Raw genomic sequence first — 15,474 nt, 5'->3', positions numbered from 1 at the left:
AATAAACCTGATCATCTTTGAGCAAAGTTAGGGTTATTGTAGAGCATCTATGTCAACTCCCCGCATTCATCCTGACACCATAGAAGAAGTGAAGCAGAGGGCGGATATCTACGATGTCGTTTCAGAACGAGTCGTCCTCAAACGTCAGGGAAAAGATTTTGCGGGATTGTGTCCGTTTCACGAAGAAAAAAGCCCGAGTTTTACAGTGAGTACCAGCAAACAGATGTATTACTGTTTTGGCTGTGGGGCGGGTGGAAATGCGATAAAATTTTTGATGGAGTTGGATAAAACTTCCTTTGCAGATGTGGTGTTAAACTTGGCGCGTCGTTATCAGGTTTCGGTGAAAACGGAAGCCCCAGAAGAACGTCAAGCGTTACAAGAAAAGCTTTCTCTGCGTGAACAACTTTATGAGATTTTAGCGATCGCAACGAGTTTTTATCAACACACTTTGTCTCAGTCCCAAGGGGTAGAAGCGTTAGACTATTTGACTTCTCAAAGACGCTTAAGTGCAGAAAAAATTCAACACTTTCAACTGGGTTATGCGCCGAAAGGTTGGGAAATGCTGTATGATTATTTAGTCGAACAAAAGCATTTTCCCGTTCATTTAGTCGAACAAGCGGGTTTGATTTTACCTCGAAAAAAGGGCAATGGTTATTATGATCGATTTCGCGATCGCTTGATGATTCCCATTCACGATATTCAAGGGCGAGTGATTGGTTTTGGGGGAAGAACGTTATCCGATGAACAGCCTAAATATTTGAATTCTCCGGAGACAGAGTTATTTGATAAAGGAAAAACGTTATTTGGGTTAGATAAGGCAAAAACAGCGATTTCTAAACTGGATCAGGCGGTGGTTGTCGAGGGGTATTTTGATGTAATTACCCTGCATTCTGCGGGAATTGAAAATGTTGTTGCAGCTTTAGGAACCGCTTTGAGTTTGACTCAAGTTCGTCAACTCTTGCGTTATACAGAATCTAAACAAATTATCCTCAATTTTGATGCAGATACAGCAGGTGCAAAAGCGGCTCAACGGGCAATTGGAGAAATCGAAAATTTAGCGTATCAAGGAAGTGTTCAACTGCGAATTTTGAACCTTCCCGCCGGAAAAGATGCGGATGAATTTTTACACAGTTCTTCGTCTGAAGATTACAAAAAATTATTAGAAAATGCGCCCCTGTGGATTGACTGGCAAATCAGTCAGATGTTAGTCGGGCGAGATTTAACGAAAGTCATAGAAGCCCAACAAGTCGCGCAAAATATGGTCGAATTATTAAACAAAATTGAACAGGAAGTTCAAAAGACTCAATATATTCAATCCTGTGCAGAAATTTTGAGTCAAGGGGAAGCAAGACTGGTTGCGTTGTTCGTGAAAACTCTACAAAAACAGCTTCAGAAGTGGCGACGGCAAAGGGAATTTCAAGCCGAAGAATCATCGGATATCGAACTTCCTTTATTAGCTGAACGGAGTTTATTACCTGAAGCTGAGTTGTTACTGCTGCGAATTTATTTGCATTGTCCAGAACATCGTCAAACTGTAATTGAAGCGTTAGATAGCCGAGATTTACAGTTTAGTTTATCTGATCATCGGTTTTTGTGGCGACAGATTTTAGAAATCGAAGAAAAATCGGAATTAGCTCTTGAGTCAATTGATTTTATTTCGAGATTACAAGATAGTTTATTAGAGTTGAGTGAAGCCCCGCCCCAACTTGATCATTTACTTTATTTAGATGATACCGCGAAAGCTAATCTTCGACGAGCGCCTCTGGAAATTCGGGCGGCGATCGCATCAATGGAGTTAGCCATTTGTAAAAAGCGCCGTAGTTTAGCCTTGCATATGTGGCAAAATACAGATCGGACTGAAAACCCGGAATTATTCAAAATGTACCACGATGAGTTTCTAGCGGCTAATCAACGCATTCAAGAGTTAGAACCCCAGCGCTGTACGAAGTTTCACGATTTAGCGACGGTTCCTTTGGGTGAACTGCGATAAACTCACCGGAGAAAAGCCGAGGTTCCATGTCTTGATTTTCAGTAGCTTTTAGAAGTATCACATCCAGGCAGATAACTAGCTCTAGACTGTGTGGTATGATGAAATTAAAGGGAAGAAAAAACAGGGCTATTAAAGGGTTAATTCTATGTATTAAACTTGTAGTACAATAGGTTCTGGTTAGGGGTGTCAGACCGGGGAAAAGAAGAGGATTATATAGCAGTATATAACGGGAACTCTCGCTCCGTTATTCGGTCAATACAGAACAGAAACCCAAGCCTTTGATGAATAAAATTTTACCCTGATCCTGACCCTTGAAACATGAAACCCATTCTTAGAAGTTTCTCATACTGCCTCAGATTTCCGGACAGAAACGATATAGTCTAGTAAGATTTAGATAGAGAGGAAATCGTTTCAGTCTGACTCAAGTTGTGAGAAAAATATTCTCGCACCATATGTAATATAAAATCCGTTTTAAATCCCTTTTTATCTGAACAAATAAAGCTGATTACCGGATATTGTGGAAATTCAGCTTGGGGAGTGTTGAGCGGATATTTAATGAAAAACCCAAAAAAACCACAAGGAGTTTACCATGTCCCACAAAACACTATTCTGTTTAGGAATGACCACTCTATTAGCGGCGAGTTTCATACCGACAATGGCTGCTAGAGCCACTACCCATTTAAACCCTCTGGATCATTTACCCTTTAGCTCAATTTACAATCATCAACGCAGTCAAGTTTCTTTGGAGGAGTATAAATCAAATCGCGTTGTTTTTGCCAGTGAAGAAACAAAGTCTAGTGGCGTTCCTCAAGATTCATCTCGTCCGCCGAGAGGATAAATACTTTAACTTACTCTTTTTTGTGTACTTTCTCATCAATTTTACGGATGTAATGCCCATTGATATTTTCTATGAATATCGTTAACTCACCTGAATAAAATCAGGTGTAGTTTTTTTATACAATTGTTTAATTGTGAATGATCTTATCACAAAGCATCTTATCTGTGTGATCAAGAGTAGAGTTATATTTTAAATAGCTATTAAGCTGAGTACAAACCTGTTTGAGTAAGTCAGAAGTATCATTAAATTTGCGATCATCTAACTTCCAAAAAATAACTCGGTTTGCTTCATCAGTCGCGACCAGAGTGGGATAATCTGGACTATAGCTGACCGAGAATATCTGTGCAGAACCCGCCCGAAAAGTGGCAATTAAATTTCCGTACCGATCCCAGAGTTTAACCGTACCATCGAAACTGGCAGAGGTAATAATTTCACCATTTGGACTAAAACTAACCTCAGAAATTCCACCCGTATGTCCACCAATTGCTGTTCTCGTATCAATTTTTTTCCAAGTTTGATCCTGGCGTTTCCAAAACTCAAGAGAGCCTTGAGCGGTAGCCGCGACAATCAGTTCACTATCCTCAGAAGGAGGGCTAAAACTAACCGATGAAAACTTACTTCCATCACCCCTCAACTTCTCAATCAGTTGACCCTCACGATTCCAAAAAATAATAGTATTATCATCACTTGCTGACGCTAAAAGCTGACTATCGGGACTGAAACTCAAATCATTAATAGAGTCTTGATGTCCTTTCAAACTGTGCAGAAGTTTTCCATCACGAGTCCAAAGCTGTACGGTTTGATCCTCACTAGCGGTTGCGATTAATTGTCCATCTGGACTAAATTTCACAGTCCAAACTGGAGCATTATGGGGTAGATTTTTGATAACTTTACCCTCAAGATTCCACAGTTTAACCGTTTTATCTTGACTCGCAGAGGCGATCAATTTACCATCTGGACTGAAACTGATATTATTCACAACATCGCTATGATCTTTGAAACTTAATTGTTTGCTCAAGGCATAGGGTAACTGTTGTTTCGCTGACCGATGAACTTTCCAAAGAATCACTTGCTTTTGATCACTCACAGATGCTAAGAGTTGACCATCTGGACTGAAAATCATATTATAGACTGCTTCGCTCGGTTGAAAAACTTGCGGGATACTATTTAGGTTCCAGAGTCTTACCGTGCTATCTTTACTCGCTGAAATTAGCATTTGACTATCTGGAGTAAAACTAACTTGATTGACCGCATTTCGATGACCTCGAAGAATCGTTTTTTGAATACCAGCTTGGCTCCAAAAAATAATATTTCCATTGGTGTCAGCAGAGGCTATTGATTGACCATCGGGGCTATAACTCACACTAAAAACCGCGTGTTTATGTTCATCTAAAGTTTTGATAAGTAGACCCTCTCGACTCCACAATTTAACCGTTTGATCACTACTAGCTGAAGCGACAGTTTGACTATCAGGGCTAAAAGCAATACTCCAAATTGTCTCACTGTGAGCTTTCACTGTTTTAATTAACTCACCCTGGCGGTTCCAGAAGATTAATCTTCCATCTCTATCTGCTGAAACAATTCGTTCACCATCGGAGCTAAACAAAACACTAGAAACAGGACTATTATGACTTTTTAATGTCGTGATTAAATTACCATTCAGATTCCAAATTTTAACGGTTTTATCACGGCTGGCAGAAGCAATTTGTTGACCATCTGGACTAAAACTCAACCATTGAACGGCATCTTCATGGGCTGGAATTGTTCTGATCAAAGTTCCATCTAGCTTCCAAAGTTTGATGGTTTTATCTTCACTCGCTGAAGCGATGATTTGACTATCGGGACTAAATGTAACGTACCAAACTCTACTATTATGTCCTTCTATAGTTTTAATCAGTTCACCTGTCGGTTTCCAAAGTTTTATTTTTTTATCATCTCCCGCCGAAGCGATTATTTGAGCATCAGGACTAAAGTTCGCACTAATAACAGCACCACTATTTCCTTCAAATCGATTACGCTCTTGCAGTAAATTGAGAACAGCCCAAAGCTTATACATTGTTTCTTGTTCAAAGGAATATTTGATCGATTTATCTTCTAAATATTGTGATCCTCTTAAAAGATTTAAAGAAGCTTCTAATTGGTTATTTTCAATTAAAAACACAGTATAATTAAAGTTTGAATTTTCAATATTCTGACGTCTGAGTTGAGCTTTTTGTTCTCTAACAATTCCTGTGCTAATAATTGCGGTTGCAGAGAGTAATACCATCATCGCACTGATAGCAATTGATGCGAGTAGTCGATTTTTCTGACGTTGAACACTGGCTTGAGCTTCTTCTAACCGTTGCTGAAGAACTTGATTGAGTCTTTCTTCCGCTTCTTTGCGTTGAGCTTCTGCTTGTTCCCGCCTTTCTCGTTCGCGATCAAATTGAGCAATAATTTCAGCACTGCGTTGTTGACGGATAAAATAAACTAAATAGTCGTGAACTAACTGATATCGTTCAACTGGAATTTCGGGGAACAAACAGACTAACCCTGATGCAATAAATATCTCTAAAACCGTATCCAAATTCTGGGCTTCTTGCTCCATATAATGCGTGAGTTCTCGAATCAAATCCGAGCGGGTTTTGAGCGGTCGAGTATTGTTTTCATCGGTCAGTAAATAGAGAATCAGTTCCGCTAGTTGTTTATTTTCAGGGCCACATTCATCAATCACTTCCTCTAAATATTTTTCTACCAGTTTTCGCGTTGGCCCTTGGGTTTGATATTGTTCTAAGGTGGTAATTTCCATCGCCTGAAGTTGAGCGCCTACAACTTGTAACTCAATCGGACGAACTTCATTGAATTCTTGAGCTAAATCTTTTACTAATTCATCAATTAGAGCCGTTTCAGGTATGATTTGAGTTGTTTCCGTTAGTTTCTGAATCACTGATTTTGCTTCATCCGGCGAAAAGTTACCGATGTGATAGAGAATATTTTTATCCAAAACATTGTGATTAATGGCTTCAAAATATTCGAGACGATTTCCTTCGAGTAGATAATGCAAGTAATCCTGTCTCAAAGAAAGAATCACTTTCACAAAAGGAGTATCTAGACAAAATTTAAGAAATTGATAAAACTGTTTTCGTTGCTCTGATTCTTTACAAACAAAGAAAAATTCTTCAAATTGATCAAAAATCAGAACAATCTGAAGATTGTGGTTTATACTTTTTTGCAGAAAACTCTTAATTTCATCAACGGTTTGAAAATTATTGCTATCAAAGTGAATAGAATTAAGCTTGATAAAAGCTTCACTCAAAGCTTGACTTAACGCTTGAACCCAATTCACATAATATCGTTGTAAAACCGCGATTACTCGACGTTCTTCTACTACAATATATTTTAATTTAGGAATTAACCCAGCCTGGATAATAGAGCTTTTTCCCACTCCCGAATGTCCATGAATGACAATTAATTTTCGGTCATTCATCCGAATGCGTGTTACTAAATTTTCAATATCTCGAACTCGTCCAGATGCAGCAATTTCTGGGTTCACTTTTTGATGTTTTTCGACAAAAGGTAAACCTGGATTTGTAATCGATTGACTGTGAACCAGACGACCCGCTCCAATAAACGCTCTTAAGCCAAATTGTTGCTGAATTTCTCGTCTTTTTTGCTTGGTTGTAAAGGCAATAAAATATTCACCATTTTTAAAATATAACTCGTTTAATTGATTTAAAATATTAATATAAAGCTCCGGGTCATATTCAGGTTTTGCAATTTTTATAGCGTGTTTTAGCGTGATAATTCCTTCGTCTATTTCACCTAACAGTTGTTGAGCTTTGGCCAACGAGAATAAATACCAAGCTTGATGAAAAGACTTCTCCCAGGTTAAATAAATTACTTGTTCATGGGAAATCTCAATGGATCGATCTTTGATTTCCTGTTCAAAAATTTTGAGTGACTTTTCAGCTAACTTCTTCGCTTTTTTCCAGTTCCTTTTTTCTAAAGCCACTTCCGAGAGAAAATGATAGCCCCTAGCTTGTCGAAAAGGATGAGCATAAACTTTATGTAAACCGACTGCTTTTTTAGAAACTTCCTCAAGTTCATCCCAATCTTTGAGACGATATAAAGCTAACGCTAACGCATTAATAAACTTGGAGACTAAATCAAGACGTTCTGCTTGTTGAAATTTCTGAATACATTGCTGATAATACTCTTTGGCGATGAAATAAGATTTTTCGCGTTCTGAATGATTTACAACCGCATGACTATGCCACCAAAAACCCAAATAAAATAGAAGATAACCCCATCGTTCTAGATACTCCGTTTTCTCCCATAAGGCTAAACTATTTTCATAATAGTTTAGAGCGGCTTCTGTGGAATTATCGGCGATTCTACCCAATACAAATTATAAACTTGCTGCCAGTTCTGTGTCAAGCTGAATATTCCGTTTTCGGATATCCACTTGCGCGAGTTCTAGTTCATTGCGAAGTGGAGAACCTTTTTCTAAATTTAAGCTAGAATTCTCTAAAAAAATACTTGCACCATTACTGGAGATCTTATCAAATACATCATCTGTCGTTTTCTGAATAAACTTTAAGAGTTCTTTTTTACTGATCACAAATTCAATCGTTGTTCCCCAACTGTGAAAATCAGGAACGAGCCGAATCATCATTTGCAAAAGATGATCATCAATCCAAATAATCAAGGGAAATTTAAAGTTGCTAAATTCCTCTCTAATTTGATTGGTTGCTTTTAAAACTTCTTGAATATTATTAACGGACTCTAAACCAAAAATCATCAAAACCGGGGGTTTATTTTCACCTAAACAATTTTTGATGTTTGTATAAAGCGTCTTTGTTTCAACGTCTAAAATAATTTCTTGAATTTCAACTAAACATTTCTTTCGCAAAGTCTTCATCACTTTTTGACGTAAGCTGCGATAGTTACAGCAAGCAAAAATCAAAGAAAACTCATCTGAAAAGTGATTAACAACGCGGAGTAAAGTGTTAAGAGATCTAATGTTTTTTCCGGGATTTTGTTGATTCATAAATTATGAATTTCCTCTTTTTGCAATCAATAATATTAATTTTATTAATAAAATTTAATATAAGCTTAAAATCTAATTCTGTTTTTCAGAGATGACAATTAAAACAATCCTCAGATCGTCTTTAATCAGTTCATCTCTATTCAATTTACACCCTGAAATGCTCTCACACCTGTCAACTTGTTGATCAGCTTTGCAAATAATAGGCAAAACAACAGAACCGATTTGCCGATAATCATGCTGTAAACAGGTCTAACCTAGTTTATCTATTGTAACTTGTCCTAAATGACAATCGCCACTCGACTCAGCGATCCATCAGCCTCTTAAGCAACTTCATCTAATTCTTCGGTGATCACTCGACGCAAAATTTCAGTGACTTCTGCTGCCATTCGCGCATCGAGTCGGATGGACTCATCATCAAAATTTTCCATATCTTGAATCGGAATAACGCCTCGTAACGTCATCGCAACAGAGCGCAATTTGGCTGAATTTCCTGTTAATTTTGGTAAAGGATCAACAAACTGTACCAAAGCCATATAAGTCGTTTCAATGGTTTGTCTTTTTGAACTTGGCCCGTGACCCAACTTAGAAAGAATCACAGGAAAACGAATCTTATTTTCTAATCCCAACATCTCCAACGCTACATCAACAAATCGAGCCGTATCTTTACCCAATCCCTTAATAATCGGTTGAAGACTCTTCCAATTCACATGAGGAAATTGAGCATCTGATTCTAGATGATAATGCCATCCAATCATCGAAATAATCCGAGTCAAATCATAAGCAGAAACCAAATTTTCTCCCGTAGCCTCATCAGAAACAGCCCGAAGTAAAACCTCTTTGTTTTGGCTATCTACCAATTCAGGATTCATAATCCAGGGATCTTCACCATAATTACCCCGAAACTCTAAATCATAATTGCCCGTAATCGTCTGCAACCATTTCTCAAGTTTTTCCCTCGTTTCAAATCGTTTCAACATTGCCGATAAAGCATTAGAACTATCAATCTGCTTTTCATAGCTGACAATATCTTCTACAATCGCTTCAAAACTCGCGCTTTGAAGTTCATCTTCAGGATTTTGAATCCGCCAATTTTCCACAGCAGAACCGGGAAACTTAGAATTGACTTGACTCAACACATTTAAAGCAGGTATAATCTTAGTGGAACTCCAAAACTGAGCTTTTTCGAGATGATTTTTCCCCGCCCATAATGTTTGTAGTTGTCCCTGATTCCAACGACCGATACAAACACAAGCTTCTTTGATATCTTCATGTAGGAAGTCTAAGGCGTCCGGATCAATATCTGGAATTTGCCCAAGTTTAGGATAAGGGCGAAACATCATAGATTTTTGCTTGAGGTATGTCGAGTAGCGATCAATTTCATCTCGATAGGGAGAGTTTTCAATTCCTCGATCTAAAAACGCTAAATGATTAGCATTTGCTCCCTGATTGAGTGCAATTTGCAGCAGTTTCTCAAAAACTTGGTCTGGGTTAATCGCCCGTTTGAGTAAATTTTGATTCATTGTAATCTGTACTTCAGCATAGGGGAAATGCTGGATACTCTGTATTGATGGGTTGGGGTAATGATTCAGTTTATACCGTTGCTTTGTACAAATCAATTCCCAAAGTGGCGATCGCCATTCCCCCATTCCTCTAATATCGTTTGATTGCCGTCTCAGGAACGAACTCTCACCCGTTTAAGAGGATCTTGCTTTCTCACCCTAGCGAGGAATTTTTGCATCTGGGGGTAAATCCAACTACCCAAAAAATGAGAAATAAAAAAACCCCATCTGGGGCTAAGGATTACAACTGATCATTGACATCCTCCCGCCGCTAATTGCTACGCAATATAGCGGGGGATTCCCAAGAGTTCTTGGTTCGCAGTTCATCGAGCCGACTTAGAGCAAGAGCGTCTCCGTTCTTGAGCCAGAGGTCAGTTTCTCCCTGCGCTTTCCAGCTTTTGGCTCCAGATGACCTATGCCCTACGGTACTGTTTAAATATTCGGCTAATAACTTAAATCCCTTTGCCAAGATGTTTTTCGCGGCGTTGTGGTCACGGTCTAAAATCGTTCCACAACTACTGCATTTGTGAGTCCTGGTACTAAGCGTTTTCTTCACCTGCGCCCCACAACTCGAACAATCAACCGTTGTATTGTGAGGCGGTACGGCAATAACTATGACACCATAAACCTTGGCAAAATATTGAAGCCATTGCGTGAATTGATACCAACTAGCATCACTTATCGATTTAGATAGGTGATGATTTTTTATCATGTTTCGTATCTTTAAATCTTCGTAGACAATTAAATCGTTAGACTTAACTAGCGCCAAAGCATCTTTTCGAGCTTTGTCTTCACGCTGTCTACTGACTTTAAGATGCTGTTTAGCTAAAGCCTTGCGTGCCTTATGGTATCTATTTGACTGTTTCTTTCCTTTGCTATGCTTTTTAGAAACCCGACGTTGAAGCATCTTTAGTCTTCGTTCGGACTTCCGCAAATAGCGAGGGTTTTCTATAGTATTTCCATCGGAATCGGTATAGAACTCTTTAAGGCCTAAGTCAATTCCCGTCATTTTCCCTTGAAACTCATGCTCCTCTCGTCTATCCCAACTCACTAAGAACTGAGCATGGTAGCCGTCAGCACGTCTTATGACTCGAACTCTAGAGATTTGCTTTTCTGAATACCAGATCAAATCTCTAGAACTCCATAAATCCATCGTTCCAGCGTTAAAGCCGTCAGTGAAAGTTATCTGTCTTCTATCAGCAGATAGCTTCCAACCACTGTTTTTGTACTCGACGGAACGACCAAACTTTTTGTACTTTGGATAGCCTTTTTTTCCGGGTTTACCCAATCTACAGTTCTCATAAAAACGTTGAATGGCAGACCACGCCCTATCAGCGTGAGCCTGCCTAGCTTGAGAGTTTAGCTTCTTCGTCCAAGGGGTTTCCTTGTTCTTAGCTAGTACCGAGCAAAGCTTTTGGAGGTCGTTACGAGTGACCCCCTTGTTATCTTCCCAATAACGCAAACAGGTGTTACGGATGAATTGTCCTGTGCGGATTGCTTCATCCAATTTACTGTACTGCGACTGGGTTCCTTTGAGCTTGGCTTCAATTACTAACATGGTAGAATAATATCATATTTTACCCAGCACAAACATGGGTATAATAACAAGGATTCGCTACCGCTCAATTATTAGATAGTCGGCATTCATCTCACCGCTAAACCATTGGCGGTACTCGGCTGCGCCTCGATAAATCCGCCTCGGTTATAGCGGGAGGCCTCACGCCGACATTGAGGTAAAAAACCCGGTTTCTCAAAGAAACCCGGTTTTTGAGGTCTACCCAAAAAAAGAGAAATAAAAAAACCCCTGATGGGGCTAAGGAAAATGAACAAAAGCGAATTCAGGATTTAGAGAATGTACAGCAACAGAAATAGCACAATCCAGATAACATCAACAAAGTGCCAATAAATCTCTGCCGCTTCCGGGCCAAAGTGAGACTCACTCGTGTAGTGACCCGCTTTGCGACCCCGAAACAGAACCCCTAAAATTAACAGCACTCCGAAGGTCACGTGCATTCCGTGAAATCCAGTTAACACATAAAAGGAACTGGCATATACATTCGTCGTCAAGCCAAATTCCAAATTACTGTATTCAAAAATCTGACCAGCCAGGAAAGCAGCACCCATTAGAGCAGTGATGATGTACCAAGTTCTCAAACCCGCCTGATCATTTTTCTTGATAGCAGCCGTGCCTTTATTCATCACAAAGCTACTCGTAATCAGAATCAGGGTATTAATACCCGGAAGTAAGAGTTCCCGTTCGATACCATCAGGGGGCCAAACCGTTGCTTCTCCCCTAAAAATCAGATAGGCAGAAAATAACCCCATGAAAATCATACTCTCACCCACCAGGAACACAATCACGCCCAATAGACGCAAATCAGGATGTTCTTCATGGTGTTCGCCATGAGCAGGTATTTCTTGGGCTTGATAGCCCATAGCGGTTTTGGTGTTGTTAATCGTTGAACCTTGCATGAATCTCTACGACAAATAGGAGTACATATCTTTACAGTGATCAGTGATCAGTTACCAGTGACCAGCGCTTGCCTTGCGGCGGGCGCGGAATAGTCGAGAGCGCTTGCCTCGCGGCGGGCGCGGTTTCCGGCGAGACTTAGTTTGTAAGAGAGTGACCAGTGAATGTAGGGGCGGGTTCCGCACAGATGTCTGTCTGTCACAAATAACCTAATACAAACCCGCCCTCAGCATCATCGATACAAACAGTGCTTGCGTTGAGCGGAGTTTACTCATCCAACAACGAAGAAGATTTCGCTTCCGATAGCGGAACGCCCTCTTGTTTACCCCGAGTTGAGCCATTAGCCGCCATTTGTAAGCGTTCACGAATGGCTAGAGTTTTCTTCATGCCATAGTCGTAGGGGCCTGTTCTGAGGACAGGTGTACCTTCAAAGTTCTCAATGGGGGGAGGAGAAGACGTCATCCATTCAAGAGTCAGTCCATCCCAAGGATTATCGGGAGCTAAGGGGCCTTTGAACCAACTCCAAATGGCATTAATCAAGAAAGGAATTGTAGAAATCGTTAAAATGATAGTCCCGATAGAACAGATCATATTGATATCCGCATATTTCGGGTCATACATGGCAACCCGACGGGGCATTCCCTGTAACCCCAAATAGTGCATCGGTAAGAAGGTTAACGTCGTACCAATGAACGTCAAGACAAAGTGAACAATACCCAAAGGTTCGTTGAGCATCCGTCCCACCATTTTCGGGAACCAATGATAAATTCCCGAATAGATGGCAAATACTGCACCCCCAAACAGAACATAGTGGAAGTGAGCCACTACAAAGTAACTGTCGTGAACGTGAATATCAAAAGGTACAGAAGCTAACATAATCCCCGCTACCCCAGCAATTACGAAGGTAGACAGGAAACCCATCGCGAACAGCATGGCACTGTTGAGGCGCAGTTTACCGCCCCAAATCGTCGCTAGCCAACCAAACACCTTAATTCCAGTGGGAACGGCGATGATCATCGTGGCGATCATAAAGAACATCCGCAACCAACCGGGAGTTCCACTGGTGAACATATGGTGCGCCCAAACGATTAACCCCAAGAAGCTAATTGCTAGACTGGAAAATGCGATCGCATGATAACCAAAAATTGGCTTACGCGCATGAACCGGAATCACATCGGAGATCACCCCAAAGAAGGGCAGAACCATGATGTAAACCGCCGGATGAGAATAAAACCAGAATAAATGTTGGTAAACAACTGGGTCGCCTCCTCCGGCTGGGTTAAAGAAGTTCGTCCCAGCCAGTAAGTCAAACGACAGCAGCACCAACGCGCCTGCAAGGACAGGAGTCGAGAGTAAGATTAATGCGGAAACTGCGATCATCGCCCAGCACATCAGGGGCATATCGTATAGGCCCATGCTGGGAATCCGCATTTTGAAGATGGTGATCGAAAAATTCAGCCCACCCAAGATCGAAGCGGTTCCAGCGAGTAGAACACTCATGATCCAGAGTTCTTGGCCGATTTTACCCGAGACCAAACTCAAAGGCGGGTAAGCCGTCCAACCCGCTTGGGGGGCGTGTTCAATCAATAAACTCACCAGCAGCAAGATTCCTGAAGGGGGAACCAGCCAAAAAGCCACAGCGTTGAGTCTGGGAAACGCCATATCTTTCGCCCCAATCATTAGGGGGATCAGATAGTTGGCAAAACCCGCACCCGCAGGCACAATCCACAGGAAGATCATGATCGTTCCGTGCAGGGTGAACAGGCTGTTGTACATTTCCGGCGTTACGAAGTCCGGATCGGGGGTGGCGAGTTCTGTCCGAATGACACCCGCCATCAAGCCTCCGATTAAGAAGAAGCCGAAAGCGGTGACCAGATATTGAATGCCAATTACTTTGTGATCGGTACTGAAACCGAAGAAGTCTCGCCAGTGTCTTTCCTGATGGCGGTGAGGTTCAGGAAGATTAGCGGTTACATCTAACTGTGCTTGTGTCATAGCAAAAGAAAATGAAAGAAGTTCAGAAGTTCAGTAGGGGTAATTCATCAATTACCCGTACAGGAGTCAGGAAATAGTGAACAGTCAACACTGCTCACTGTAAAACGGTTTAGTGGGGAAGAACTTCTGTCTGGATCTGGGCTAGGAGTTCCTCGTTTACACCCATTTCTTCCGCATAGGGGGCGAGAAACTCTGGATCAGAGAGTTCTGAAGGCTTCACGGCTAAGGTTTGCTCTAAGTTCGGATTTTGAGCAACAGCATTTTCCTGAAGCCAAGCTTGATATTCTTCTGGCGTCTGAACTATCATTTGCGTTCTCATCGCGCCGTGATAGCCGCCACAGAGTTCCGCACAGACGATCGCATAGGTTCCCACTTTCGTTGTAGTAAACCGGAGTTCGGTGTTCATACCTGGGATCGCATCTTGCTTGAGACGCAGTTCCGGTAGCCAGAAAGCGTGAATCACATCTTGGGCGGCGATGTTAAGCTGGACATCTTGACCCACAGGAACGTGCAGTTCACCCGCCATCACCCCGCTATCAGCGTAGTTGAATAACCAAGCATATTGAATGCCGGAAACATCAACGACAACATCGGCGGTTTGACCCATGTCATCGGGACGCGCCCCAATGCCTAAAGCAATTTGATTGGCTTGGGGGGTTGAATTTTCCTCTCCGGGTAGGGGAGCGGCGATCGCTGATCCGTGCATTCTAGCGTGAGCAGCCATCGAATGTTGACCGGATACCATTGGATCGAGTCCACCCATTGAGTTATAGATCTCGAAGCTGTAAATGCCGACGGCTAACACCGTAAAAGCAGGAATGGCAGTCCAGAGAATTTCTAACGACAGGTTGCCATGAATCGGCGGCCCATCGCTGTTATCGCCAGGACGACGACGAAATCTAAAAAATGCAATGACCAGAACCCCCTGTACCAGCAAGGTGAGGCCGAAAGATATCGTTAGCATGAGTTGAAATAAGCTATCGACATCTGTGGCTTCTGCGGATGCCGCTACAGGCATCAGACCGTTATTTTGACCGTACCAGAGGCTGAGGAGCGTTATGACGATCCCAAACAGCATGGTTAAAATTGAACCGGGAATGTTCACTTTGATACCTCCTGAGTTTCGCACTCCCAATGTTTGGTGAACCAGAGATCTGCGATGCAATTGTGCTGACTGTGAATAATGATTTTAGATGAGGGCGCGATCGGGGAAATCGGAATGACAAGAATGCAATCAATAGCAAAATCTGTTCAATTTTTAACCCTAAACCTCACTTCATAAGGTATCGCAGATAACCAAGACAAGCTGTCTTTTTAACGGATTCTTCGACTTTTCTTTAGGATTCCGCCTCACCTGAATCACGAGGCTCGGTGATAATACAAACCCAATTGGTTTTCTGAATTCAAATTAACATTTTCCTGAAAAACTTTTAGAGGACACTTCATATAACTTAACAAGCCAATGAAATCCGAAAACTTTGTAAAACTTTGTTCATCTGCCGATAGTGTCGCTATGGTAGATCAGTAGAATCGTGAATCAAGACTCGAGATTGGATTTGGATCGGTGAATCGATGGGGAACAAGAACAGAAAA

The 15,474-nt window shown here is 41.3% G+C and carries 10 protein-coding genes; 2 read left to right on the top strand and 8 right to left on the bottom strand.

The genetic code is table 11. The features are described 5' to 3' along the window. Positions 1-49: 49 nt before the first annotated feature. Together dnaG and VB836_RS07815 are read left to right on the top strand one after the other, a co-directional pair. Positions 50-1,990 carry a DNA primase gene (dnaG, locus tag VB836_RS07820; protein WP_046277821.1) on the top strand — a complete coding sequence of 647 codons (1,941 nt, stop codon included), beginning with the start codon at positions 50-52 and terminating at the stop codon, positions 1,988-1,990. 589 nt (positions 1,991-2,579) lie between these two features. Then, on the top strand, positions 2,580-2,828 hold the full coding sequence (locus VB836_RS07815; RefSeq protein ID WP_046277820.1) for a hypothetical protein: 249 nt from the start codon (positions 2,580-2,582) through the stop codon (positions 2,826-2,828). 127 nt (positions 2,829-2,955) lie between these two features. Here VB836_RS07815 and VB836_RS07810 read toward each other — a convergent pair whose 3' ends face one another. The 8 genes from VB836_RS07810 to VB836_RS07775 form a co-directional block, all read right to left on the bottom strand. Further along, the gene (locus tag VB836_RS07810) at positions 2,956-7,209 is read right to left on the bottom strand and encodes a WD40 domain-containing protein (RefSeq protein WP_323218799.1); all 4,254 of its coding nucleotides are present in this window, start codon (positions 7,207-7,209) and stop codon (positions 2,956-2,958) included. A gap of 6 nt (positions 7,210-7,215) precedes the next feature. Beyond that, positions 7,216-7,857 carry a hypothetical protein gene (locus VB836_RS07805; RefSeq protein ID WP_323218798.1) on the bottom strand — a complete coding sequence of 214 codons (642 nt, stop codon included), beginning with the start codon at positions 7,855-7,857 and terminating at the stop codon, positions 7,216-7,218. Positions 7,858-8,177: 320 nt separating this feature from the next. After that, entirely contained in the window at positions 8,178-9,377 is a 1,200-nt protein-coding gene (locus VB836_RS07800; RefSeq protein ID WP_046278576.1) for a hypothetical protein, read from the bottom strand. A gap of 310 nt (positions 9,378-9,687) precedes the next feature. Next, complete coding sequence (locus tag VB836_RS07795) at positions 9,688-10,974, bottom strand: RNA-guided endonuclease InsQ/TnpB family protein (protein WP_323218797.1); 1,287 nt, start codon at positions 10,972-10,974, stop codon at positions 9,688-9,690. Positions 10,975-11,060: 86 nt separating this feature from the next. After that, on the bottom strand, positions 11,061-11,198 hold the full coding sequence (locus VB836_RS07790; RefSeq protein WP_160315388.1) for a hypothetical protein: 138 nt from the start codon (positions 11,196-11,198) through the stop codon (positions 11,061-11,063). Positions 11,199-11,261: 63 nt separating this feature from the next. Continuing rightward, positions 11,262-11,888: a cytochrome c oxidase subunit 3 gene (locus VB836_RS07785; protein ID WP_046278573.1), complete on the bottom strand. Its 627-nt coding sequence runs from the start codon at positions 11,886-11,888 to the stop codon at positions 11,262-11,264. Between the two features lie 265 nt (positions 11,889-12,153). Beyond that, on the bottom strand, positions 12,154-13,881 hold the full coding sequence (ctaD, locus tag VB836_RS07780; protein WP_323218795.1) for a cytochrome c oxidase subunit I: 1,728 nt from the start codon (positions 13,879-13,881) through the stop codon (positions 12,154-12,156). Between the two features lie 109 nt (positions 13,882-13,990). Then, positions 13,991-14,959, bottom strand: coding sequence for a cytochrome c oxidase subunit II (locus VB836_RS07775; protein ID WP_200906284.1), 969 nt, complete (start codon positions 14,957-14,959; stop codon positions 13,991-13,993). Positions 14,960-15,474: the final 515 nt, after the last annotated feature.

The organism is Limnoraphis robusta BA-68 BA1 (assembly GCF_034932365.1).
Lineage (GTDB): Bacteria > Cyanobacteriota > Cyanobacteriia > Cyanobacteriales > Microcoleaceae > Capilliphycus > Capilliphycus robustus.
Note: the sequence above shows the minus strand (reverse complement) of the source record. Positions and strands in the feature narration are given on the sequence as shown.

Bases quoted from the DNA above. Each gene is read 5' to 3' on its own strand.
- dnaG (WP_046277821.1), top strand. From the start codon at position 50: ATGTCAACTCCCCGCATTCATCCTGACACCATAGAAGAAGTGAAGCAG.
- VB836_RS07815 (WP_046277820.1), top strand. From the start codon at position 2,580: ATGTCCCACAAAACACTATTCTGTTTAGGAATGACCACTCTATTAGCG.
- VB836_RS07805 (WP_323218798.1), bottom strand. From the start codon at position 7,857: ATGAATCAACAAAATCCCGGAAAAAACATTAGATCTCTTAACACTTTA.
- VB836_RS07800 (WP_046278576.1), bottom strand. From the start codon at position 9,377: ATGAATCAAAATTTACTCAAACGGGCGATTAACCCAGACCAAGTTTTT.
- VB836_RS07795 (WP_323218797.1), bottom strand. From the start codon at position 10,974: ATGTTAGTAATTGAAGCCAAGCTCAAAGGAACCCAGTCGCAGTACAGT.
- VB836_RS07785 (WP_046278573.1), bottom strand. From the start codon at position 11,888: ATGCAAGGTTCAACGATTAACAACACCAAAACCGCTATGGGCTATCAA.
- ctaD (WP_323218795.1), bottom strand. From the start codon at position 13,881: ATGACACAAGCACAGTTAGATGTAACCGCTAATCTTCCTGAACCTCAC.
- VB836_RS07775 (WP_200906284.1), bottom strand. From the start codon at position 14,959: ATGCTGTTTGGGATCGTCATAACGCTCCTCAGCCTCTGGTACGGTCAA.